The organism is Microlunatus sp. M237 (assembly GCF_056896895.1).
This window is the reverse complement of record NZ_JBXHBL010000003.1, coordinates 843,044-866,570: the sequence shown is the minus strand read 5'-3', so window position 1 is coordinate 866,570 and position 23,527 is coordinate 843,044. Positions and strand designations below refer to the sequence as shown.

Annotated in this window: 23 protein-coding genes; 16 read left to right on the top strand and 7 right to left on the bottom strand. The window is 68.7% G+C overall.

What is annotated here, in order from left to right; all coding sequences use genetic code 11:
* Positions 1-92: 92 nt before the first annotated feature.
* Entirely contained in the window at positions 93-944 is an 852-nt protein-coding gene (locus AC1XX3_RS15070) for an amino acid ABC transporter ATP-binding protein (RefSeq protein WP_483321950.1), read from the bottom strand.
* Between the two features lie 139 nt (positions 945-1,083).
* On the bottom strand, positions 1,084-1,986 hold the full coding sequence (locus AC1XX3_RS15065; RefSeq protein WP_483321949.1) for an aldose 1-epimerase family protein: 903 nt from the start codon (positions 1,984-1,986) through the stop codon (positions 1,084-1,086).
* A gap of 71 nt (positions 1,987-2,057) precedes the next feature.
* Between AC1XX3_RS15065 and miaB the strand changes: the two genes are divergently transcribed.
* On the top strand, positions 2,058-3,554 hold the full coding sequence (gene miaB / locus AC1XX3_RS15060; RefSeq protein WP_483321948.1) for a tRNA (N6-isopentenyl adenosine(37)-C2)-methylthiotransferase MiaB: 1,497 nt from the start codon (positions 2,058-2,060) through the stop codon (positions 3,552-3,554).
* Positions 3,555-3,581: 27 nt separating this feature from the next.
* Here miaB and AC1XX3_RS15055 read toward each other — a convergent pair whose 3' ends face one another.
* A complete protein-coding gene (locus AC1XX3_RS15055; RefSeq protein WP_483321947.1) occupies positions 3,582-3,752 on the bottom strand; it encodes a hypothetical protein in 171 nt (56 codons plus the stop codon).
* Positions 3,753-3,906: 154 nt separating this feature from the next.
* Between AC1XX3_RS15055 and AC1XX3_RS15050 the strand changes: the two genes are divergently transcribed.
* Complete coding sequence (locus tag AC1XX3_RS15050) at positions 3,907-4,431, top strand: ferritin (protein WP_483321946.1); 525 nt, start codon at positions 3,907-3,909, stop codon at positions 4,429-4,431.
* Between the two features lie 90 nt (positions 4,432-4,521).
* Here the strand turns inward: AC1XX3_RS15050 and AC1XX3_RS15045 are convergent, their stop codons facing one another.
* On the bottom strand, positions 4,522-4,782 hold the full coding sequence (locus AC1XX3_RS15045) for an antitoxin (RefSeq protein ID WP_483321945.1): 261 nt from the start codon (positions 4,780-4,782) through the stop codon (positions 4,522-4,524).
* Between the two features lie 158 nt (positions 4,783-4,940).
* Between AC1XX3_RS15045 and miaA the strand changes: the two genes are divergently transcribed.
* The 6 genes from miaA (at position 4,941) to sthA (ending at position 12,967) form a co-directional block, all read left to right on the top strand.
* Positions 4,941-5,852, top strand: a complete 912-nt coding sequence (gene miaA / locus AC1XX3_RS15040; RefSeq protein ID WP_483322119.1) for a tRNA (adenosine(37)-N6)-dimethylallyltransferase MiaA — start codon at positions 4,941-4,943, stop codon at positions 5,850-5,852.
* A gap of 170 nt (positions 5,853-6,022) precedes the next feature.
* Complete coding sequence (gene dapF, locus AC1XX3_RS15035; protein ID WP_483321944.1) at positions 6,023-6,895, top strand: diaminopimelate epimerase; 873 nt, start codon at positions 6,023-6,025, stop codon at positions 6,893-6,895.
* Complete coding sequence (locus AC1XX3_RS15030; protein ID WP_483321943.1) at positions 6,895-7,662, top strand: SDR family oxidoreductase; 768 nt, start codon at positions 6,895-6,897, stop codon at positions 7,660-7,662. The genes dapF and AC1XX3_RS15030 overlap by 1 nt, the downstream gene beginning before the upstream one ends.
* A gap of 58 nt (positions 7,663-7,720) precedes the next feature.
* Positions 7,721-9,229 carry a GTPase HflX gene (gene hflX, locus AC1XX3_RS15025; protein ID WP_483321942.1) on the top strand — a complete coding sequence of 503 codons (1,509 nt, stop codon included), beginning with the start codon at positions 7,721-7,723 and terminating at the stop codon, positions 9,227-9,229.
* 243 nt (positions 9,230-9,472) lie between these two features.
* Complete coding sequence (locus AC1XX3_RS15020; protein WP_483322118.1) at positions 9,473-11,428, top strand: ATP-dependent DNA helicase; 1,956 nt, start codon at positions 9,473-9,475, stop codon at positions 11,426-11,428.
* 93 nt (positions 11,429-11,521) lie between these two features.
* Entirely contained in the window at positions 11,522-12,967 is a 1,446-nt protein-coding gene (gene sthA, locus AC1XX3_RS15015; RefSeq protein ID WP_483321941.1) for a Si-specific NAD(P)(+) transhydrogenase, read from the top strand.
* A 42-nt stretch (positions 12,968-13,009) separates the two neighbouring features.
* Here the strand turns inward: sthA and lexA are convergent, their stop codons facing one another.
* On the bottom strand, positions 13,010-13,819 hold the full coding sequence (gene lexA / locus AC1XX3_RS15010) for a transcriptional repressor LexA (protein WP_483321940.1): 810 nt from the start codon (positions 13,817-13,819) through the stop codon (positions 13,010-13,012).
* A 266-nt stretch (positions 13,820-14,085) separates the two neighbouring features.
* Between lexA and AC1XX3_RS15005 the strand changes: the two genes are divergently transcribed.
* Positions 14,086-14,493, top strand: coding sequence for a hypothetical protein (locus AC1XX3_RS15005; RefSeq protein ID WP_483321939.1), 408 nt, complete (start codon positions 14,086-14,088; stop codon positions 14,491-14,493).
* A 27-nt stretch (positions 14,494-14,520) separates the two neighbouring features.
* Here the strand turns inward: AC1XX3_RS15005 and AC1XX3_RS15000 are convergent, their stop codons facing one another.
* Complete coding sequence (locus AC1XX3_RS15000; RefSeq protein ID WP_483321938.1) at positions 14,521-15,396, bottom strand: RDD family protein; 876 nt, start codon at positions 15,394-15,396, stop codon at positions 14,521-14,523.
* A 107-nt stretch (positions 15,397-15,503) separates the two neighbouring features.
* Here AC1XX3_RS15000 and AC1XX3_RS14995 point away from each other — a divergent pair, with 107 nt between their 5' ends.
* The 3 genes from AC1XX3_RS14995 (at position 15,504) to AC1XX3_RS14985 (ending at position 19,781) form a co-directional block, all read left to right on the top strand.
* Positions 15,504-15,923, top strand: a complete 420-nt coding sequence (locus AC1XX3_RS14995) for a DUF2752 domain-containing protein (RefSeq protein ID WP_483321937.1) — start codon at positions 15,504-15,506, stop codon at positions 15,921-15,923.
* A gap of 294 nt (positions 15,924-16,217) precedes the next feature.
* The gene (gene nrdR / locus AC1XX3_RS14990; protein ID WP_483321936.1) at positions 16,218-16,763 is read left to right on the top strand and encodes a transcriptional regulator NrdR; all 546 of its coding nucleotides are present in this window, start codon (positions 16,218-16,220) and stop codon (positions 16,761-16,763) included.
* A 153-nt stretch (positions 16,764-16,916) separates the two neighbouring features.
* Entirely contained in the window at positions 16,917-19,781 is a 2,865-nt protein-coding gene (locus AC1XX3_RS14985; RefSeq protein ID WP_483321935.1) for a vitamin B12-dependent ribonucleotide reductase, read from the top strand.
* Positions 19,782-19,964: 183 nt separating this feature from the next.
* Here the strand turns inward: AC1XX3_RS14985 and AC1XX3_RS14980 are convergent, their stop codons facing one another.
* The gene (locus AC1XX3_RS14980) at positions 19,965-20,432 is read right to left on the bottom strand and encodes a MarR family winged helix-turn-helix transcriptional regulator (RefSeq protein ID WP_483321934.1); all 468 of its coding nucleotides are present in this window, start codon (positions 20,430-20,432) and stop codon (positions 19,965-19,967) included.
* Positions 20,433-20,502: 70 nt separating this feature from the next.
* Between AC1XX3_RS14980 and AC1XX3_RS14975 the strand changes: the two genes are divergently transcribed.
* The 4 genes from AC1XX3_RS14975 to AC1XX3_RS14960 all read left to right on the top strand — a co-directional run bounded on the left by AC1XX3_RS14975 (position 20,503) and on the right by AC1XX3_RS14960 (position 23,490).
* The gene (locus tag AC1XX3_RS14975) at positions 20,503-20,973 is read left to right on the top strand and encodes an SgcJ/EcaC family oxidoreductase (RefSeq protein WP_483321933.1); all 471 of its coding nucleotides are present in this window, start codon (positions 20,503-20,505) and stop codon (positions 20,971-20,973) included.
* Entirely contained in the window at positions 20,970-21,551 is a 582-nt protein-coding gene (locus tag AC1XX3_RS14970) for a hypothetical protein (protein ID WP_483321932.1), read from the top strand. Before AC1XX3_RS14975 ends, AC1XX3_RS14970 begins: the two co-directional genes overlap by 4 nt.
* Positions 21,552-21,876: 325 nt before the next feature.
* Entirely contained in the window at positions 21,877-22,656 is a 780-nt protein-coding gene (locus AC1XX3_RS14965) for a GAF and ANTAR domain-containing protein (protein ID WP_483321931.1), read from the top strand.
* A 267-nt stretch (positions 22,657-22,923) separates the two neighbouring features.
* Positions 22,924-23,490, top strand: coding sequence for a hypothetical protein (locus tag AC1XX3_RS14960; RefSeq protein WP_483321930.1), 567 nt, complete (start codon positions 22,924-22,926; stop codon positions 23,488-23,490).
* Positions 23,491-23,527: the final 37 nt, after the last annotated feature.

Sequence of the window (23,527 nt, the reverse complement as noted above, 5' to 3'; positions counted from 1 at the left end):
TACGTGCCCACAACTGGGGCCATACGGTGTTGAGCGTCTCACCGTGGTGGCGGGACGCCTTCGTGTGACACGGAATGACCGTGTCCCCTGAGCTAGTGCGACAAGATCTTGCCCAGGAAGTCTTTTGCCCGGTCGGAACGCGGGGCCGTGAAGAACACGTCGGGCTTCCCCTCCTCGACGATCTGTCCGTCGGACATGAACACCACCCGGTTCGCCGCCTTGCGGGCGAATCCCATCTCATGAGTCACGACGATCATGGTCATCCCTTGGCGGGCGAGGCCGACCATCACGTCGAGCACCTCGTTGACCATCTCCGGGTCGAGCGCAGACGTGGGCTCGTCGAACAAGATCACCTTGGGATCCATCGCCAACGCGCGCGCGATCGCCACCCGCTGCTGCTGGCCACCAGAGAGCTGCGCCGGGTACTTCTCCGCCTGCGATTCGACGCCGACCCGGGTGAGCAGCTCCATCGCACGCTTGCGGGCCTCGGCCGGCGACCGCTTGCGTACCTTGACCGGCCCCAGGGTGACGTTCTCCAGCACGGTCTTGTGGGCGAAGAGGTTGAACGACTGGAAGACCATGCCGACGTCGGCGCGCAGCTTGGCCAGCTCCTTGCCCTCCTCGGGCAGCAGCTTGCCGTCGATGGTGATGGTTCCGGACTGGATGGTCTCCAGTCTGTTGATCGCCCGGCACAGTGTCGACTTGCCTGAGCCGGAGGGGCCGAGAACGACCACCACCTCGCCCTTGCCGACCGACAGGTTCACCTTCTGCAGCACGTGCAGGTCGCCGAAATACTTGTCGACGTCCTTCAGCACCACCAGCGGCTCACCGATGGCCTCCGGCGCCACCGACGGCCCGGTGAGCGGGTCGGGAGTGTGCTGATCGGGCGGGCTCGACGGCTGCGGCACCTGTGTGTTGTCGCGCACGTCAGCGGATTCCGTCATGTGTCGACCCTAGGGGAAGGTGCTGCGTGAACGTGGGAACTCCATGTTGTAATTCGGTTACACCGCACGTCTGCAGGCGTAACGTCGGGATCACCCGACGGTCGTGCTGGGGGCGGGGCCAGATGTCGCGGGCAGGGCATCAGTGACCGGTGATTCCCCATGCGCCTTCGAAGCTCTGCCCCGGGGCCAACACGATCATGTCGTCATGGGTGATGCCTTCGTTGAACGCGTCCGGTCCGCAGGTCATCGGCTCGACCGCGAGAGCAATGTCGCGGAGCTCGTCACCGGTGTAGACCTGCAGCCAGCCGAACTTCTCCTCCGCCCACATCTCCGCGTACCGATCGCCGCGGGACAGCCGAACCCGCCACCGCCCGTCCTCCTCGACCGTCAGCCGGGTGAAGGCGGTGTCCAGCGTCGTCTCGCCCAGTGGGTCGCCCGACCTCAGGTCGTACTTGGTGCCGGTGACGTCCTTGAGCTCGATCGGCAGCAGCCGTTCATCCACCTCCAGGTAGGCCGCCGCCGGCAGCTGCACCTCGATCTCGTCCACCAGCTCCTCGCCGACCCCGAGATACGGGTGCGCTGCATAGCCGAACGGCACGTCCACGGTGCCGATGTTGCGCGCAGTGACCTGCACCTGCAGTCCTTCGTCGCTGAGGCTGTGTCGCACCGTCGCCTCGAGAATGCCGGGCCAGCCGATCTGCGGATAGACCCGCACCTTCTGGGTGATGGCCTCGTCGGTGTGCTCCACCCGGTCCCAGACGACGTGGCGGACCAGACCATGGATGGCGTTGTGCTTGTCCGGCTCGGTCAGCGCGAGCTCCTGCTCCTCGCCGCCGAAGACGTACTTGCCGTCACGGATCCGGTTCGGCCAGGGCAGCAGCTGTTGGCCACGACCCCGGCGGATGACGGCGTCGGCCTCGAAACCGACGACCACGTCGCGCCCGTCCACGGTGTAGCTGCGCAACGTCGCGCCCACCTCGGTCACCACAGCGTGATGGGAGCCGAAGCTGATCTCGTACTGTTCGCCTGTCGGGTTGGTCACGCCTGGGACTTTACTGCCCCCGCGCGCAACAGATCGGCCGCGGGGGGCGAACGCATTACCCTTGTCCCATCATGTCCATCAGCGCGCCGCCTCGCACGTACCAGATCCGCACCCACGGGTGCCAGATGAACGTCCACGACTCCGAGCGGCTCGCCGGTCTGTTGGAGGACGCCGGGTACGCCCGCGCCGAGGCCGACGACGGCGCCGACGTGGTGGTGTTCAACACCTGCGCGGTCCGCGAGAACGCCGACAACAAGCTGTACGGCAGCCTGGGGCATCTGCTGCCGACGAAGACCGCGCGACCCGGCATGCAGATCGCTGTGGGCGGCTGCCTCGCCCAGAAGGACAAGAGCGAGATCGTGAGACGCGCCCCCTGGGTGGACGTGGTCTTCGGCACCCACAACATCGGCTCGCTGCCGGTGCTGCTCGAGCGGGCCCGGATCGAGTCCGAGGCGCAGGTCGAGATCGCCGAGGCGCTCGAGCGGTTCCCCTCCACGTTGCCGACCCGGCGCGACAGCGCGTACTCCGCCTGGGTGTCGGTCAGTGTGGGCTGCAACAACACCTGCACCTTCTGCATCGTGCCGGCGTTGCGCGGGAAGGAGACCGACCGTCGCCCCGGTGACGTGCTCGCCGAGGTGGAGGCTCTGGTGGCCGAGGGTGTCCAGGAGGTCACCCTGCTCGGGCAGAACGTGAACGCCTACGGCGTCGAGTTCGGCGACCGGCAGGCTTTCGCCAAGCTGCTCCGCGCCTGCGGCCAGATCGAAGGGCTGGAGCGGGTCCGGTTCACCTCGCCGCACCCCAAGGACTTCACCCACGACGTGATCGCGGCGATGGCCGAGACCCCGAACGTCATGCCGCAGCTGCACATGCCGTTGCAGTCGGGCTCGGACACGGTGCTGCGCGCGATGCGCCGGTCGTACCGCAGCGAGCGGTTCCTGCGCATCATCGACGACGTGCGGGCCGCGATGCCATCGGCGGCGATCACCACCGACATCATCGTCGGGTTCCCGGGCGAGACGGAGGCCGACTTCCAGGCCACCTTGGACGTGGTCGCCGCGGCACGTTTCTCTGCCGCGTTCACCTTCCAGTACTCGATTCGTCCAGGGACCCCGGCCGCCACGATGGAGGGCCAGATCCCCAAGGCTGTGGTGCAGGAGCGCTACGAACGGCTGGTCGCGCTCGTCAATGACATCGCCTGGCAGGAGAACCTGCGCCAGGTGGGGCAGCCGGTCGAGGTCATGTTCGCCGATGGCGAGGGTCGCAAGGACTCGGCCACCGCCAGGATGTCGGGGCGGGCCCGCGACAACCGGCTGGTGCACGTCGCCGTCCCCGAGGATGAGGCGCTGCGACCGCGCCCCGGTGATCTGGCCGACGCGGTGGTCAGCTATGCCGCGCCGCACCACCTGGTGGCCGACCACGGCATCACCAACCTGCGGCGTACCCGCGGCGGCGACGCCTGGGCGCTCCGGGAGCGACAGCCCGCCACCAGCGGTGCCGTCGGCCTCGGGATGCCGACGCTCGGCATCCCCGCCCCGTTGGCGCCGGTCTCCGGCTGCGCCGCGAGCTGACCGCCTCGGCGCCGGACGGAAGGCGGCTCAGGCGGCCTTCGGCAGCTTCGCCTTCTTCAGTGCCTTGCGGTTCCGCTCTTTCGCGAAGATCTTGCGCGCGTCGTCCGGATCCAGCTTGCCCTCGCTGAGCAGGCGGATCGGGCACCGCTTGCACCGGGGCTTGCTGATGCAGCACTTCTTCTTCGGGCTGGCAGGCACCGGGTCAGGCTAGCCGCGGGGGTTAGGTGAGGCAACCCTGTCCACACTCTGCGCCTGCGCGAGCGGGTCCTCCCGGGCGCCGCGTGACATGGCACGATGGGCGAACCCCGATGTGCGTCACGAGCACGACCCCGCCCGGCCAACAGGAGATCCCATGCCCGCAGAACGGTTCGTAGAACAGCTCAACGACCAGGTGGCCAACGAGTTCGGCGCCCACCAGCAGTACATCGCCTGTGCGGTCTACTACGACGCCCTGACCATGCCGCGGTTGGCCCAGTTCTTCTACGACCAAGCGACCGAGGAGCGCGATCACGCGATGATGATGGTGCAGTACCTGGTCGACCAGGACGCTCCGGTGACCATCCCCGGCGCCCCCGCACCTGTCACCCAGTTCGCCGACCTGGTCGCCCCGGTGACGCTGGCCCTGGAGCAGGAGAAGCGCGTCACCATCCAGATCAACGAGCTGACCAGGATCGCCCGGGAGGAGAACGACTTCGCCTCCGACCAGTTCATGCAGTGGTTCGTCAAGGAGCAGGTGGAGGAGGTCGCGACGATGACCGACCTGGTCAACGTCGTGCGTCGCTCGCGCGACAACATCGAGGCCATCGAGGACTACGTCGCGCGTGAGCAGAGTCGTGGCGCGGCCGATCCGAGTGCGCCCGCCATCGCCGGCGGCTGAGCCACAGCGAGCTCGAACCTCTGCCGCGGGTGAGCCCGGTCCGGGCCAGCCGTCAGACGCTGCGCATCCGGCGGCCGGCCGGGTCGGGGTTCAGGCCCGCTGGTCCGACGCCGGCGGGGGCGTGACGCCATCCGTGCCGGGCTGAGGTGACGCCGGCGGGGTGGTGCTGCCGGATGCGGGCTGGTTGAGGTCATCGAGTCGGTTCTTGGCCGAGTCGACCCCCTTGGACACCTTGTCGCTGTGCTTGCCGCCCGTCTTCTCGTTCACCAGGTTGGCGGCCTTGTCCAGGCCGGCGTCGACCTTGTCGTGGTGCTGGTTGAGCAGGTCCTTGGCCTTGTCGAAGATTCCCATGCGTGTCCTGTCTGTCGGAGCGGCCGCGGTCTGGCCGCCGTGGGCACCGCCGTGCGGTGCGGTTCCAGTTGTACCTGGTTCTCGTGCAGTCGGCCCGCGTTGGGCCATCGCCGCGGGGCGCGTCGCCCGGCGTACGCCAGACTGAACCCGTGACGATCGTGTTGGTGGGACCTACGGCGGCCGGCAAATCCGGTCTGGCGATCGCCCTCGCGAAGCGGTTCCGGTCTGCCGGTCGTGACGCCGAGATCGTCAACGCCGACTCGATGCTGGTCTATCGCGGGATGGACATCGGCACCGCGAAGCCGACGGCTGAGGAGCGGCGGGCGGTGCGACACCACCTGGTGGACATCCTCGACGTGACCGAGACCGCGACCGTGGCGCAGTTCCAGCGGCTCGCCCGCGAAGCCGTCGCGGACTGCCGGGCCCGCGGGGTGGTGCCCATCGTCGTCGGCGGGTCCGCGCTGTATGTCCGCGCCATCGTCGACGACTTCGAGTTCCCGGCGACCGACCCGGCCGTACGTGCCCGGCTGGAGGCGGAGCTGGACCGGGTGGGCCCCGCGGAGCTGCACCGGCGGCTGGCTGCCGTGGATCCAGCGGCGGCCGCTGCGATGGAGCCTGCGAACGGTCGTCGCACGGTCCGCGCCCTGGAGGTGATCGAGCTCACCGGTCGGCCGTACACCGCTGTCCTGCCCGCTCACACCTATCTGCTGCCCGACGTGGTGCAGCTCGGGCTGGACCTGGACCGTCCCCGGCTGGACGCCCGGATCGAGCAGCGCGTGGCCGGGATGTGGCAGCAGGGCCTGGTCGAGGAGGTACGTGCCCTGGTGGGTGCAGGGCTGCGGGAGGGCGTCACCGCGTCACGCGGGCTCGGCTATCGGCAGGTGTTGCAGTTCCTGGACGGGGAGATCACCGAGGAGCAGGCGCGCGAGCAGACGGTGATCGGCACCCGCAAGTTCGCCCGACGGCAGGATTCCTGGTTCCGGCGCGACCCGCGGATCCGGTGGCTGCCGGCGTTGGCCCCCGATCTGGTCGAGCAGGCGTACGTCCTGACCCGGACGAGCGCGACGTAGACCGCGGCAGCGGCCGACGCGGTGACGTGAAGGCGGCAGCGGCGACGCTGTGGCGCACGAGGCTGGCTGCGCCGACCATGGCAACCGATCGCAGCGGCGACCATGGCGAACGGATCGCAGCGGCGACCATGGCGAACGGATCGCAGCGGCGACCATGGGAGACTGGGGTCATGCGTCGCTGGTCATTCGCCAAGGGTCACGGGACCCGCAACGACTTCGTTCTGGTCCTGGACCGCGAGTCGATGCTGCGGCTGGAGGAGGCTGAGGTCCGCTTCCTCTGTGATCGGCACGCCGGGATCGGCGGTGACGGTCTGCTGCGCGTGGTGAAGGCGCGTCACATCCCGGAGTGGGACGGCGACCCCGAGCTGTGGTTCATGGACTACCGCAACGCCGACGGCTCGATCGCCCAGATGTGCGGCAACGGGGTCCGGGTGTTCGTCCGGTATCTGCTGGAGGAAGGTTTGGCCACCGGCCCGGTCGTCCAGATCGCTACCCGCGCAGGGTTGCGTGAAGCCACCGTGCTCCTCGACGGTCGGATCCGGGTGGCGATGGGCCCGGTGACGGTGGACGCCAGCGCGATCACGGTGACGACCGCGGACGGCGCGGTGCTCACCGCCCTGCCGGCGGACGTCGGCAACCCGCATGCGGTCAGTCTGGTCGACGACCTGACGACGCTGGACCTGCACCGGCCACCGACCTGGTCCCCGGCCGGGCGGTTCCCCGACGGGGTCAACCTGGAGTTCGTCCGGGTGCTCGGACCGCGGCACATCGCCATGCGGGTGCACGAGCGGGGGGTCGGCGAGACGTGTTCCTGCGGCACCGGCACCGTTGCGGCAGCAGCCGCTGCCGCCCATGCCGCCCGGCACGGGGACACCGGGGACACCGACACGGGGGACAGCCACCTCGTGGACGGCGACGTCTGGCGCGTTGATGTACCCGGCGGCAGCGTCGAGGTGGACCTGTCCGATCCCACCGAGGTTTTCCTGACCGGGCCCGCGGTCGTGGTCGCCCATGGTCATGTCCAGTTGCCGGAGGAGTTCTGATGGGTGTGCTCGATGCGTTCTCGCTGACCGGCCGGGTGTCGGTGGTGACCGGGGCCAACCGCGGTATCGGGCGGGCGCTGACATCGGCGCTGGCCGAGGCGGGCAGCGACGTGGTGCTGCTGGTCCGCGATCGCAGCGCCGGCCAGATTGCCGCCGAGGAGCTCGCCACGCTGGGCGTACGGACCTCGGTGGTGACGGCCGATGTGACGGTGCCGGCTGAGGTGGACGCCGCCGTGGCCCAAGTGGTGGCCGAACAGGGGCGGGTCGACGTACTGGTCAACAACGCGGGTGCCTGCATCCACAAGCCGGCCCTGGAGGTGACGCCCGCCGAGTGGCGCGCGGTGATGGACGTCAATGTCAACGGGGTGTGGAACTGCGCCCAGGCCTTCGGCCGCCAGATGGTGGCCCAGGGCAGCGGGTCCATCGTCAACATCGGGTCGATGTCGGGCAACATCGTGAACCGGCCGCAGTGGCAGCCGGCGTACAACGCGTCCAAGGCCGCGGTGCACCACCTGACCCGGTCGCTGGCCGCCGAGTGGGCGCCGCACGGTGTCCGCGTCAATGCCTTGGCCCCGGGCTACATCAAGACCGACATGACGCCGGTGGATCGACCCGAGTTCCAGCGCTACTGGGTGCAGGACGCGCCGATGCAGCGGTTCGGGCTGCCCGAAGAGCTCGGTCCCAGCGTGGTGTTCCTCGCCTCCTCGGCGTCGGCGTTCATGACCGGCGAGGTGATGGTGATGGACGGCGGCTACTCGGTGTTCTGAGGCGAAGGTTGGGAAAGGTCTCGCGAGGTTTGGCCGGGCATGGGAATATTGGTCCACGATGACTTTGCCCCAACGCGAGATTCACAACGAGCGCGATGCCGCCTCCCCCCTCGACGACGAGCTGATTGTGGAGGACGTCGAGACTCCTGACCATCTCAGCGCGGATCCCCGGGTCGCCGACGACGGCTACGACGGCGACCAGCAGGACCTGCTCGACCGCATCTCCCTGCGACGTGTCGCAGGGATGTCGACCGAGCTGCAGGACATCACCGAGGTCGAGTACCGCCAGCTGCTGCTGGAGCGGGTCGTCCTGGTCAGCGTATGGACCACCGGCACCGAGGTCGACGCCGAGAACGCCATGGTGGAGCTCAAGCTGCTGGCGGAGACGGCGGGCTCACAGGTGCTGGAGGGTCTCATCCAGCGACGCCAGCGGCCCGACCCTGCCACGTACATCGGTCGGGGAAAGGTCGACGAGCTGCGCGAGGTGGTGGTGGCGACTGGCGCGGACACCGTCATCTGTGACGGCGAGCTGGCACCCGCACAGCTGCGCAACCTCGAGGACCGGATCAAGGTCAAGGTGATCGACCGGACCGCCCTGATCCTCGACATCTTCGCCCAGCACGCCAAGAGCGCCGAGGGCAAGGCCCAGGTCGAGCTGGCGCAGCTGCAATACCTGAAGCAGCGCCTGCGCGGCTGGGGTGGCAACCTGTCCCGCCAGGCCGGCGGTCGGGCGGCCGGCGGTGCCGGCATCGGTGGCCGTGGACCGGGCGAGACCAAGCTCGAGACCGATCGTCGCCGGATCAACAGCCGGATCGCCAAGCTCCGTGCCTCGTTGCGGGAGATGGACGGGACGCGCGAGAACAAGCGGGCCGAGCGGCGCCGCCACCAGATCCCGTCAGTGGCCATTGTGGGCTACACCAACGCGGGCAAGTCCTCGCTGCTCAACCGGCTCACCGGCGCCGGCGTGCTGGTGGAGGATGCGTTGTTCGCCACCCTCGACCCGACCACCCGTCGGTCGCAGACGACCGACGGCCGCGTCTTCACCCTGACCGACACGGTCGGGTTCGTCCGGCACCTGCCGCATGACCTGGTGGAGGCGTTCGCCTCGACCTTGGAGGAGTCCGCCCAGGCGGACCTGCTGGTGCATGTGGTGGACGGTTCCGATGCCGATCCCACCGGCCAGATCACCGCTGTCCGTGGTGTGCTGGCCGACATCGGCGCGGGCAAGCTGCCCGAGCTGATCGTGATCAACAAGTCCGACGCCGCCGACCCAGCCATGCTGCAGACGCTACGGACGCAGTATCCCGACGCCCAGGTCGTATCGGCCAGGACGGGGGAGGGTATCGAGGCGCTGCGGGCCCAGGTGGAGGGTCGGCTGCCTCGGCCGGAGGTGGAGATCCGGGCCCTGGTCCCGTACGAGCGCGGTGACCTGATCGACCGCATCCATCACGCCGGCGAGCTCATCACCACCGAGCACACCGGAGACGGAACGGTCGTCGTCGCACGTGTCCATCCGGACCTGGCCGGCGAGTTGGCCCAGTACGAGCTGTCCGCCGCCGAGGAGTGATCCGGCGGGTCCTCGGGCCGCGCGCCGGCGGAAAGTGTCGGCGGCGCCGGTTAGGGTTCTGCGGTGGCAATCGAACGGGTGGTCAGCGCCGTGCGAGCAATCGTGGCTGACGCGCAGGAGTCTGCCCCCGACGCGACGCCTCACTCGTCCACGCAGACGGCGAAGAGCCGCGCCAAGCCGGCCGACGTGCTCGCGGCCGCGGTCGCCGAGATCGGTGGCAGCGAGCGCCCGGGCCAGATCGCGATGGCCGAGGCGATCGCGAGCTCGCTGGACTCGGGACAGCATCTGCTCGTGCAGGCCGGCACGGGCACCGGCAAGTCCCTGGGTTATCTGGCACCTGCGCTGGTCCGGCTGACCAGGAAGCCGGCGGAGCGGATCGTGATCGCGACCGCCACCTTGGCGCTGCAGTCCCAGCTGGCCAACAATGACATCCCGGCCGCCCTGGACGCCGTCCAGAAGGTCACCGGCAAGCGACCCAGCCACGCTGTGCTGAAAGGGCGGACGAACTACGCCTGCCTGCTGCGGGTCCGCGACGGCGTTGCCGAGGACCAGGCCACGCTGATCTCGGCCAGCGACCTCGCCGACACGATCCGGGTCGCGCCGACCAGTGCCGAGTCGAGCATCGGGGCCGAGGTGCTCGCCCTGCGGGAGTGGGCCGAGAAGCAGTCGACCGACGGCGGACTGGCTGATCGCGACGACGCGCCGACCCACACCGACCGGTCCTGGCAGCAGGTCTCGATCCCGGTCCGTGAATGCCTGGGGGTGCAGCGTTGCCCCTATGGCGACGGTTGCTTCGTGGAGAAGTCGCGCGAGACCGCGCGCTCGGCCGATCTGGTCGTCACCAACCACGCGCTGCTGGCCATCAATGCCATGCACGGCGGCACGGCCCTGCCCGAGCATGACGCGGTGATCATCGACGAGGCACACGAGCTGGTAGCCCGGGTGACCGGGGCGGCGTCGGCCGAGCTGAGCCCGCAGACCATCGAGCGGAGCGGTCGGCGGGCGATGACATACCTCGAGGACGAGCTGGCGCTGGAGCTGCTGGAGTCAGCCGACGCCTTGCGAACCGCGCTGGACCAGACGCCGCTGGAGCGGGTGGAGGATCCCGATGCAGCGGTGGTCGCGGCCTTCGCCGCCATCCGCAACGTGACCCGGCGCGCCGTCACGGCGATGTCGACCGGTGAGGACAAGCAGGATCCCGACAAGCGCCAAGCCGCCGCCGCAGTCAAGGAGGTCTTCGACGTCGCGGAGCGGATGGCCGGCCTGAACGCCCACGACGTGGTCTGGGTCTCCGAGCGGGAGCGGTTCGGCCGCGAGGCGCACGTCGCACCGCTGTCAGTGGCCGGTCTGATGCGCCAGAGCGTCTTCGCCGAGCACACCACCATCCTGACGTCGGCGACGCTCAAGCTCGGCGGGGACTTCGCCGGCGTGGCGTCGTCGGTGGGGCTGCGCGCCGCCGAGCAGGTGGACAGCGACGCGCCACCCGCGACCCGCACCAAGGCGGAGGAGGGCAGCGACACGGCAGCACCCTGGCGCGCGATGGACGTCGGCTCGCCGTTCGACTATCGGCGCCAAGGCATCCTCTATGTGGCGAAGACGATGCCGCCGCCGGGGCGGGACGGGCTGTCCGAGGAGGCCAAGACCGAGATCGCCGAGCTCGTCTGGGCGGCGGGGGGACGTACCCTCGGGCTCTTCTCATCCCGGCGCGCGGCCGAGGCGGCGGCCCAGCACGTGCGCCGTCAGCTGCCGAAGATGACCATCCTGTGTCAGGGCGACGCGCAGCTGTCCGAGCTGACCCGCCGGTTCATCGCCGAGGACGAAGCGAGCCTGTTCGGCACCTTGTCGCTGTGGCAGGGCGTCGACGTCCCGGGGGCCACCTGCCAGCTGGTCATCATCGACCGGATCCCCTTCCCCCGGCCGGACGAGCCGCTCACCCTGGCCCGGCAACGTGCGGTGGCTGAGGCCGGCGGCAACGGGTTCATGGCGGTGGCTGCCACCCATGCCGCGCTGCTGCTCGCGCAGGGGGCCGGCCGGCTCATCCGGCGGATCTCCGACAAGGGCGTCGTCGCGGTGTTGGACCCCCGCCTGGTGACAGCCAGGTACGGCAGCTTCTTGAAGTCGTCGATGCCTGACATGTGGCCCACCACCGACCGGGAGACGGCGGTGCAGGCTCTGCGCCGGTTGGCCGGCACCGACTGAGCGGACCGTCGGCCCATCGGGCCGACGACCGGCGGGCAGCGGTGCGTTCGGCTGCCTCTGGTCAGCGGGTCGATCCTCTGCGACGCTGGCCAGATGGAGCACACCTACGACGTGGACCTCGCCGTCATCGGCTCGGGTCCGGGCGGTCAAAAGGCCGCGATCATGGCCGCGAAGCTGGGTCGCCGAGTCTGCGTGGTGGATCGGACGGCCATGGTCGGCGGCGTCTGCGTCAACACCGGCACCATCCCCTCGAAGACGCTGCGCGAAGCGGTGCTGTATCTGAGCGGGATGCAGATGCGGGAGATCTACGGGGCGAGCTATCGGGTCAAGGCCGATATCACCGTCTCGGACCTGTTGGCCCGGTTGCAGTACGTGATCGGGCGCGAGACGGAGGTGATCCGGGCGCAGCTGATGCGCAACCACATCGAGCTCATCGCCGGAATCGCCCGGTTCGTCGACCCGCACACCCTCTCGGTCGACACCGACGGGCCGCAGGGGAGTCGCACCGTCACGGCGGCCAAGATCGTCATCGCGACCGGCACCACACCGGCCCGACCGCCCCAGGTCGAGTTCGACGGCGTCCGCGTCCTCGACTCCGACCAGATCCTCACCGTCGACCACGTGCCCGACTCGCTGGTGGTCGTCGGTGCCGGCGTCATCGGGGTGGAGTATGCGTCGATCTTCGCCGCCTTAGGCACCCGGGTGACGCTGGTCGAGAAGCGGGCACAGATGCTGGACTTCTGTGATCCCGAGATCATCGAGTCGCTGAAGTTCCATCTCCGCGACCACGCCATGTCGTTTCGATTCGGCGAGGAGGTCGCCTCGGTGCAAAGCGCCGGCGTGGGCACGATCACCACCCTCGCCTCCGGCAAACGAATTGCGGCGGAGGTGGTGATGTATTCCGCCGGGCGGCAGGGAAACACCGACGCGCTCGACCTGGCTGCTGCCGGTCTGGTCGCCGACCGGCGGGGGCGGCTGGAGGTCGACGAGCACTACGCCACCGCGGTGCCGCACATCTATGCGGTGGGCGACGTGATCGGCTTCCCGGCGCTGGCGGCGACGTCGATGGACCAGGGCCGCCTGGCCGCCTCGCACGCGTTCGATGAGCCCGCCAACGAGCTCCTGGGGCTGCAGCCGATCGGGATCTACACCATCCCGGAGATCTCCTACTGTGGCCGCTCGGAGCTGGAGCTCACGTCGGAGGCGATCCCGTTCGAGGTCGGCATCTCCCGTTACCGGGAGCTGGCCCGCGGCCAGATCATCGGTGACTCCTACGGAATGCTGAAGCTGATCGTGCACGCCGAGACGCGCGAGATCCTCGGCGTGCACGTGTTCGGCACCAGTGCCACCGAGCTCGTCCACATCGGGCAGGCAGTCATGGGATGTGGCGGGACGGTGGACTATCTGGTTGACACGGTTTTCAACTACCCGACGCTGTCCGAGGCCTACAAGGTCGCAGCCCTGGACGTGGCCAACAAGCTCCGGGCGGTGACCCGCTTGACGACGGCGATGGTCACCGCCGAGCCGAGTCTGCTCTGACCGGCACCGCGGCTCTCGAGCCACCGCGGGCTCTGGTCGCCGTCAGAGCCGGCGCAGGACCGCGACCACCTTGCCGAGGATCGAGGCGTGGTTGCCGTCGATCGGGTCATACGCCGGGTTGTGTGGCAGCAGCCAGACCTGGTCCCCGTCACGCTTGAACGTCTTCACTGTGGCCTCGTTGTCCAGCAGCGCTGCCACGATGTCGCCATTGTTGGCGGTGGACTGCTGCCGGACGGCCACCCAGTCGCCGCTGCAGATGGCTGCGTCGACCATCGAGTCACCGCTGACCTGCAGCAGGAACATGGTGCCTTCGCCGACCAGCTGACGGGGGAGCGCGAAGACGTCCTCGATCCGCTCCTCGGCCAGGATTGGCCCGCCGGCCGCGATCCGACCCAGCACCGGCACGTGCACCGGCTCCGGGTACGCGTCGCCGACGCCGGTCTCATCCGCGGCCGTGGTGGTGACCGGTCCGAGCGCCGCACTGCGCGCCGCGGCCTGGCCGTCGCCCGGCAACAGGACCTCGAGCGCCCGTGGCCGGTTGGGGTCACGCCGCAGGAAGCCCTTGGCCTCCAGCATCTTGAGCTGGTGCGCGACGCTGGAGGAGCTGGCCAGGCCGACTGCCTCGGCCATCTCACGAATGCTCGGCGGATAGCCCCGCGAGTCGACGGCGTCCTTGATCACCTCGAGGATGCGTCGCTGGCGCGGGGTCAGACCGCTGGAGTCGGCGGGGCCGTCCGGGAGCGAGCTGACTGATGCATGCTCGCCGAGCTGGGCGGCGACGTCGCTCGCACGCGGGCGCCCGCGGCGGTTGCGCGGTGGAGTGGGGGCGGTGGTGTCGTCACTGTCTGCCATGAGGCTGAACATAGAGAAGCCGACTGACAAAATCAAACACCTGTTCGAGCGTGTCGCGACGGGCGGAGTGCGTCGGCTGCGGTTCACGCCGCCCCCGCAGGAACGATGCCGGAAGAACTGTCAGTGGTCTCTGGTGTGCTTCTTCCATGAGCCGACACGCCTCGAACACACGTACGAATGTGCTGGACGTCGGATCGTCAGTGCGATACAAATCAAACACACGTTCTATCGAACACGCGTTCGATGCCTTCCCGAGGAGCAGCACCATGAGTGCAATGACCATCGCAGGTGTGACCCCCGCAAGTGTGACCGGCGCGGGTGTGACCCGCGCCGGTGCGCAGGACCTCACCGCCGCGCGTCGCTCCGGCGTCCCCGCGGCGCCCGGACGGACCCGCCGACCGGCTCACGGCGCCGGGCGGGGCACCGGCCCGGTCACGCGGCCCCTGCGGCCGGTCCCGGCCCCGACCCTGGCGCGGGGTGCCCGGCCGGCGACGGCGTCCTGCAGCGTCGCGGCCCCGAGCGGATGGCGGCTGACCGATCGGGGGATCGCTGTGGTCCTGGTGCTGGGGCTGATGATCGCCGCAGCGGCAGTGACCGTCGTCGCCATGACCGCGCTGCGCGTGACCGGCGACAGCTACGAGCCGGTCACGTCTTCGTACTCCGCCCAGGGGTGATCCGCCGGCTGATGTCGACGCCGGGGGTCAGTGACCGCGATCGGGCGCATCGACGACGACGGTCTTGACCAGCTTGTCAGCGAAGGTCTGCTTCTTCTCGTCCCACAACGGCCACAGATAGCCGATGTAGGCCATCCCGTCGAGGATGTGGACGAGGTCGCGGACGAATGCGTTCATCGCGCCGATCGGCTGGCCGGTCTGCTCGCTGATCAACGTAATGTGCGTGACCCGCTTTCCGAGCGACTGGCCGGTGCGTCCGGCCACCACCCAGCGGTTGTAGATGGACCACCCGATGGTCGCCAGCAGGAGGACGAACCCGATCACCATCAGCGTGACCCCGCCGGTGAGGTCCGGGTTGCTGCTGCTGCTCGTGCTGACCACCCGCGAGATCCAGATGGCGTAGCCGACATAGAAGATGAGCTGCCCGACCAGGCTCGGGGCATAGTCGATGAGGTAGGCCCCGACCCGCTTGCCCCAGGTCGCATAGTCGGAACGGAGGGCCGGGACGTAACCCGCGCCCGGATATCCGCCGTAGGGCTGGCCGGGCTGCTGACCCGGTCCCGGTTGCCACACCCCGCTCTCTGGCTGCTGCGGGTACGACGCCTGCCCGTACCCACCGGTCCCGTACGGCGGCTGTTGGTTTGCGGACTGCGTCCATCCATACTCCGGCTGCCCGTCTCCCGCCTGGCCGTACTGGGGTTGTCCGTATTGGGGTTGTCCGTATTGGGGCTGGCCGGACTGAGCTTCACCGTATTGGGGCTGGCCAGACTGAGCTTGGCCGTACTGGGCCTGACCGTGAGCGGGCTGGGTGGAAGATCCGGTCTGGCCGGCGTCGTTCTGGCGTGCGGGATCGGGTCCGCCCGGTTGGCGGTCGTTCCACTGGGGAGGGTGCGATTCGGTCATGGCCATCCTCGTGCGGGGTGCGGGTCGCGGAGCATTCTAGGGCCGCCGAAGGGTCGTCGGATCCTGTCGCCGAAGTCGGTCGATCACCGGGCGGGCACAATGGAGCCATGGGCACCAGCTACCTCGCCAAGGAGTTCCGCCCCAGCCGCGGGCTGGTGGCGCTCGGTGGCTTCGTCGCCTACGGGATCGGGCTGAGTGCTCTCTATGCCGCCACCGGGCTGGGCCTGCCGTGTCCGCTGCGGAGCCTGACCGGTTGGGACTGTCCGCTCTGCGGCGGGACCCGGATGGGGGCGGCGCTGCTGCGGCTCGACATCGCCCAGGCGTTTCGCTACAACCCCGTCGTCCTGATCGGGCTGGTCGTGGTTGGTGTGCTGGGGCTGCTGTGGACCGCGGAGGTTCTCGGCGGCCCACGGGTCCGTCCACCGGCCAGGATCGCTGACCGTCTGCGGCGGGTCCATCCGACCCGCTGGCTGGTTCTCGTCGTGGCTGCCGGCGTGATCTACACCGTGCTGCGCAACCTCAGCTGAGCTGCACCCGCACCGCAGGCACTGCCGGCCAGTCGGGCGCACCGGGCGATCGAGCGCGAGTCTCTGCGGCTGTACGGCTGCCGCGACAGGCTCGCCCGCCAGCTCTCTCGACGACACGCGCTAAAAGTGTCAGTGGCCTTGCGGACAATGAGGTTAGGTCGTACCGTACCTATATCTAGTAGTTACACCCGTGTGCTTCCTCCACAGATAGTGGTTGGTTGTCCACACTGGTCCACAGGCCGACCACAGGCTTATCCCCAGATCTATCCCCAGGCGCCCCCGGAAGGAGCCTCCGTGCACTGCCCTTACTGCCGTCATACGGACTCCAAGGTGCTCGACTCCCGGGCCGCCGAGGATGGCTGCAGCATCCGTCGCCGTCGCCAATGCCCCGCCTGCGAGCGTCGCTTCACCACGGTGGAGCAGATGCAGCTGGTGGTGGTGAAGCGCAGCGGCGTGGTCGAGCAGTTCAACCGCGACAAGGTGATCAGCGGGGTCCGCAAGGCCTGCAAGGGCCGCCCGGTCGACGAGACGCAGCTCGCTCGTCTCGGCCAACTGGTCGAGGACTCGCTGCGGGCCTCCGGCCAGATGGAGGTCCCCGCCGACGAGGTGGGCGTGGCGATCCTGGGACCGTTGCGTGACCTCGACCAGGTCGCCTACCTGCGGTTCGCCAGCGTCTATCGCCAATACCAGTCAGTCGACGACTTCGAGGCCGAGATCGCTCTCCTCCGGGTGGAGCAGGAACCGCTCGGCATCGAGCCGCTGATCCCAGACCGGGGTGCAGAGAACACGGTCAGCCGGTTCACCCCGCACAAGCTCACTCCGGGTCGTCAGAGCCCTTGATCGGCCCGCTCGACTCCGAGGCAGGGCCCGCACAGCAGGGGAAGGCTCGTGCGGGCTCTGCCCCGGTCCCAAGGCTCACCTGCACGTCGTTTCCAAACGTCACACCCCCCGCTCCAGTCCATCCCCCGTCAGCACGGCAAGAAAGAGGCGCACATGACCGAGACCACGCGTTCAGCGAACGGTCGTCCCGAGACCCGCAAGCCCCGAGGAAAGGCCGCCGGCCTCTCCATCGGGCGGGTCTTCACGACCGAGGGGGTACACCCGTACGACGACGTCACGTGGGAGCGTCGCGACGTCGTGCAGCAGAACTGGAAGACCGGTGAGGTGGTCTTCGAGCAGAAGGCTGTCGAGTTCCCGGACTTCTGGAGCGTGAACGCCTCGACCATCGTGACCACCAAATACTTCCGCGGTGCTCTCGGCACCGAGGCACGCGAGCAGGGTCTCAAGCAGCTGATCGACCGCGTGGTCAAGACGTACCGCAAGGCGGGGGAGGACTTCGGCTATTTCGCCGCGCCGGTCGACGCCGAGATCTTCGAGCACGAGCTGACCTGGATGCTGCTGCACCAGTACTTCAGCTTCAACTCCCCGGTCTGGTTCAACGTCGGCACCCTGTCGCCGCAGCAGGTCAGCGCCTGCTTCATCTTGTCGGTCGACGACTCGATGGACTCGATCCTGAACTGGTACAAGGAAGAGGGCTTCATCTTCAAGGGCGGTTCGGGGGCCGGGCTCAACCTGTCCCGCATCCGTTCGTCGAAGGAGCTGCTGAGCTCCGGTGGGACCGCGTCCGGTCCGGTGTCGTTCATGCGCGGCGCCGACGCGAGCGCGGGAACGATCAAGTCCGGTGGGGCCACCCGGCGTGCGGCGAAGATGGTCGTGCTCGACATCGATCACCCCGACATCGAGGAGTTCATCGAGACCAAGGTCAACGAGGAGCACAAGATCCGTGCTCTGCGTGACGCTGGTTTCGACATGGACCTCGGCGGCAAGGACATCACCTCCGTCCAGTACCAGAACGCCAACAACTCCGTCCGGGTGACCGACGAGTTCATGCGCGCCGTGGAGGAGGGCGGCGAGTTCGGACTGCGGGCCCGCCAGGACAACCGGGTGATCGAGACCGTCGACGCCCGCGAGCTCTTCGGCAAGGTGGCCCAGGCCGCCTGGGGCTGCGCCGACCCCGGCATCCAGTACGACGACACGATCAACGACTGGCACACCAACCCCGAGACGGGCCGGATCACCGCGTCCAACCCCTGCTCGGAATACATGAGCCTGGACAACAGCTCCTGCAACCTGGCCAGCCTCAACCTGCTCAAGTTCCTGCGCGACGACGACACCTTCGACGCCGAGCTGTTCGAGAAGGCCGTCGAGCTGATCATCACCGCGATGGACATCTCGATCTGCTTCGCCGACTTCCCGACCGAGGCGATCGGCCAGACCACCCGTGACTACCGCCAGCTCGGCATCGGCTACGCCAACCTGGGTGCGCTGCTGATGGCCACCGGCCATGGCTATGACTCCGACGGCGGCCGGGCGCTCGCCGCGGCGATCACCTCGCTGATGACCGGTACGTCGTACCGTCGCTCAGCCGAGCTCGCCGCGATCGTGGGCCCGTACGCCGGGTATGCCCGCAACGCCGACGCCCACCAGCGCGTGATGCGCAAGCACCAGGCGGCCAACGACGCGCTGCGTACCGTCGGCTCGCTCGACGCCGATGTGCACAAGCGCGCCATTCAGGCCTGGGACGGCGTGATCAAGCTCGGCCAGTCCAACGGCTTCCGCAACGCCCAGGCGTCGGTGCTGGCCCCAACCGGCACCATCGGCTTCATGATGGACTGCGACACCACCGGCATCGAGCCGGACTTCTCGCTGGTCAAGTTCAAGAAGCTGGTCGGCGGCGGCTCGATGCAGATCGTCAACCAGACGATCCCGCGGGCGCTGCGCAAGCTCGGCTACGCCGAAGAGACGGTCGAGGCGATCGTGGAGTACATCGCAGAGAACGGTCACGTCATTGACGCACCGGGCCTCAAGACCGAGCACTACGAGGTGTTCGACACCGCCATGGGTGCGCGCTCGATCAAGCCGATGGGTCACGTGCGGATGATGGCTGCGGCGCAGCCGTTCCTCTCCGGTGCGATCTCCAAGACGGTCAACCTGCCGGAGGACGCCACGGTCGAGGAGATCGCCGACGTCTACTTCCAGGGCTGGAAGCTGGGGCTGAAGGCTCTGGCCGTCTACCGCGACAACTGCAAGGTGGGCCAGCCGCTGAGCGACGGCAAGGCGAAGGCCGCTGAGGTGACGCCCGCACCGGCGGTGATCGAGAAGGTCGTCTACCAGCCGACCCGCAAGCGGCTGCCGAAGTCGCGCCCGAGCCGCACCACCTCGTTCTCCGTAGGCGGCGCTGAGGGCTACATGACCTCCGGCTCGTACCCCGACGACGGCCTGGGCGAGGTCTTCCTCAAGCTGGGCAAGCAGGGCTCGACGCTGTCCGGTGTGATGGACGCCTTCTCCATCGCGGTGTCCATCGGACTCCAGTACGGCGTGCCGCTGGAGACCTTCGTGCAGAAGTTCACCAACCTCAAGTTCGAGCCGGCCGGTCTGACCGACGACCCGGACATCCGGATGGCGCAGTCGATCATGGACTACATCTTCCGGCGGCTGGCCATCGACTACCTGCCGTTCGACGACCGGGCCGAGCTGGGCATCTACACCGCCAGCGAGCGCGCGCGTCAGGTGGAGACCGGGTCGTACCTGCCCGAGCAGGTGGAGGAGATCGAGTCGGAGTCGCTGAAGAACGACGCCGGCGACGATGTCGACACCTCGGCGTCGAACCACGCCGCTGAGGACTTCGCCGCAGCCAAGCCGGCCCCGGCCGCGGCGCGGACCACGGCGGAGCTGATGGAGCAGATCTCCGGCACCAGTGTCGACGCTCCGCTGTGCTTCACCTGCGGGACGAAGATGCGGCCCAGCGGCAGCTGCTACGTGTGCGAGGGCTGCGGCAGCACCAGCGGTTGCAGCTGACGTCGAGCTGCGCCGAAATGGCGCGCTGACGTGCACGACATGCCGGCCCGGTCCCCTCGTGGGGCCGGGCCGGTACCCGTAGGAGTGCGTCGCAAAGACGTGGGTGGCACATGACCAAGACGGACGCCACCGGTGTGGTCCCGGCGCGTGGGTGTAGACCTCGGGAGCGTCTGCGACGCCGAGTCACACGTCGTCGTCATCGGTGACCAGGTGTGCAGTCTGGTCACGCAGCACGACGATCATGCGTTGCAGGTAGTCCACGATCGCCTTCTGCTCCGACGGCCCGTAGTCGCCGATCAAGCCTCCGAGCGCGCCCCCCAGCCGTTCGAACGCCGCTACCAGCGTCGGGCTGGTCTCCGGCTCCGCCCGGATGACCGCGCGCCGGCGGTCGTTGCTGTCGATCTCGCGAGTGACGTGCCCGCCGGCGCTCAGGCGTGCCACCACGCTGGTGATGGCAGCCGGCGTCAGTCCCGTACGGCTGGCCAGCTCACTCGCGCTGAACGGGCCGTCACGGGCGATCAGGCCCAGCGTCTTCAGGTCGCCGGCGGAGAGGCCAATCCTCGACGCGAGAGCCTCGTGGAACAGCACGACGGCCGTGCTCAGGTCGCGTCCGAGCTCGTGCCCGCCGTCGGGGTGCTGGTCTCTTGACATGGCCCTCCTTTATCACTTAGATCTGTCGTAGTATTTATTACGATCGATCTAAGTGAACCAGGGAGCCACTATGGACGCCACCGCGAGCCCAGGACCGGAGCGCGACGTGAGCGCTGCTCTCGAGACGGTCGCGGCACTGGAACGCGCCTGGGCCGACGGCGACGCGGACGACTACGCCGCCCTGCACACCTCCGACGCCAGCTACGTCGCCTTCGACGGGACCGTCATGAACGGCCGACAGGAGATCGCGGCGGGCCATCGGCCGCTCTTCGCGGGAATCATGCGGCGCTCACGACTGGCTGCCGTCAGCCGTGAGGCCAGGCTCCTCGCGCCGGACCTGGTGATCGTCGTCCAACGGGCGGGGATCGTCATGTCGTGGCAACGCGATCGTCCGGCGCCCTCCAGGAAGCGCCTCTCGACGAACACGATGCTGCTGCGCCGCGAGGGGGACCGCTGGCTGGTGGCGGCCTTCCAGAACACCCGCTTCCGCCCGTGGTCGAAGACCCTCATGGGGCGGTTGATGACCCGCTCCGTGTCATGAGCCGGCCAGCCGCAGAGCTCATCGCGGGGGCTCGCTTGGTCCGGAGCTCCGCAGTGCTGTATCTCAGCAGCCCCGCCCTGCTCGGGTTGGCCGCGATGCCGGCCGCCCTCCGGACCTACCAGCTCTCCCGCCGCGACGACAGCGGCTGGCTCGAGCTCGCCGTGGGAGTGCTGCGGCTCCTGCTCATCACGGCCATGATCGCGCGAGGACGCGGCTGGCGGCTGTCCTCGGGGCCTCTGACCTGGCCTTGGGCTGAGGTTCGCGTCGACGCGGCCAAGGCGTTCCGCACCGGTTGGCTGAACATCGCCATCACGATGACGGTGGTGACGTCGGCCGCTCTCGCGTTCAACGTGGTTGTCGAGGTCCTCGTCGACGACCGATGGGTGGGTTGGAGCCGACGTGCCGTCGGTCTGGACGCCGCCTTCACGCCGCACGCCGTCGACGGCGTGAACTCGGCCGTCAAGAACCTCGTCGTCATCCCGATCTACCTGGTCGCCCTGCTGCAGGCCACCCGGGTCATCCCGCCGGCCCCACCCGGGCCGCCCAGCCCGCAGCCGCGACAGCGTTGTCAGCTCTAGCGGAGATGGCGCTGGAGGTGGTTAGTAGGTGGGGCACCAGGCGGACTAGTTCAGCAGGTGCGCGCGGGGCTCGGCGTCTCTCCGCGGACCCGAATGACCCACCCGAGTGCAGATCGCGGAGCTCGAGGTCGTGGCCGGCTACCCTCGCCGGCGCGCTGGTTCATGTCCACCCCGGCCCGGCTGGGCGGCGACGACACGGGCCGGTGCAGCAGATCGGAGGAGGAGGTGGCGCGGCGCCTTGAGCAGGCTATTCTTCACAGCGGAGTGATGGAGTTGCGATGTGCCAGCGTCCGACTCGGCGCCGCGGACACGAGGGAGGCGATGGATGACCGGGACAACCTCGGCCGGACCTGACCCACAGGCGAATGGTCAGGACCTCACAGACGGACCCGATTCGTCCCAGCTGAACCAGCTGGCGCAGACCCTGAGCGCGCTGGCGCGGACCTTGGAGGCTGAGGACGACACGGAGTCGATGCTGAACGACTTGGTGGCGGCGGCGGTGGCACAGATCCCGGGCGTCGACGAAGGCTCCATCAGCATCGTCTTGGCCCGGAAGGACGTGAGCTCGCAGAGTCCTTCGAGCGACCTGCCGCGGCGGGTGGACGCTCTCCAGACGGAAACCGGGCAAGGTCCGTGTCTGGACGCGGTCTACGACGAGAAGACGGTTCATGTGCCGGACATGGCGACGGAGACCCGGTGGCCAGACTTCGCGCGGCGGGCCGCGGAGGCCGGCGCGGGCAGCATGTTGTCCTTCCAGCTGTGGGTGGAGGGTGACAACCTCGGCGCGTTGAACCTGTACGGACGGAAACCGAACTCGTTCTCCGAGGAGTCCGAGCAGGTCGGGCTGCTGTTCGTCAGCCACGCGGCCGTTGCCATGGCCGGTGCGCAGAAACGGGATCAGCTGGCGGCAGGAATGGCCACCCGTGACCTCATCGGGCAGGCCAAAGGCATCTTGATGGAGCGATACAAGATCGACGCTCAGAAGGCGTTCGCCCTGCTGGTTCGCGCCAGCCAGCAGCGTAATGTCAGGCTTCGCGACCTGGCGACCGAGCTGACGAGCACCGGTCAGATCGACGACGTGACCCCGGCCCGGCACAGCTCCTGACAGCGGACCCTGCCGCGGCTGACATCAGAGTTTTCGAACCGCTCCACCGGGTATATGGATGGCAAGGTCCATGCTCGAGTTGGAACTTGCGAGGGTCGAGGGCGGCTGGTTGAGATTCCAGCCAGCCGTCCTCACCCCCCGAAGCCGGCTGCCGAGCAGTGATCAAGACCCGATGGCCACTCGTCGCCATCCCCGGGCGCCGTCACAAGCCAAACACAATCGCCGGCGACACCCCCGATCGTGCGGAGGCCGCGCCACACTGACCGGGTGAGCGCACAACCCCGGAACAGGACCCGCACGCGGCTGACCGTCTTGGTGACCGTCTCCGTCGGCGTGCTGCTCGCCGTCCTCGCCGGTGGCTTGCCGTTGCGGGGCACCGTCGCAGCGCCGCCTCCGCCGCCCGCTGCGATCCACCCCCACTGGGAGGGCTGTGTCGCGGTCGGTGCCTTCGATGTGGCGTTGGCCTCCATCGACCTGCCGGGCCTCGGCGCGGTGCCGCGGGACTTCCGACCTGCCGTGGCTGTGCTGTGCGAATACGACGAACCGGGCTTGCCCGCGCCCGGCGCGTCCCAGCTCGAGCGTCGGGCCGTGGAGATCGCCCCGCTGCTGGCCTACCTCGACCGCCCGAGCCTGGTGTCTCGGGACCCGGGGTTGGCGTGCCCGGATATCGCCTGGCTACGGCCCTGGCTGTTCCTGTTGGACGACAGCGGGCGCTGGATAGCACCCACCTTGCCCACCGGCAGCTGCGGAGAGCCACTGGTGGAGCCCGGCGATGGCCCGATGCCGGTGCATTCGCTCGCCTACACGGACACGGTGGTCGGCAAGCTGCGCTGATGCAGACGTCGACGCTCGGCACCGCCCGCCGCCACCA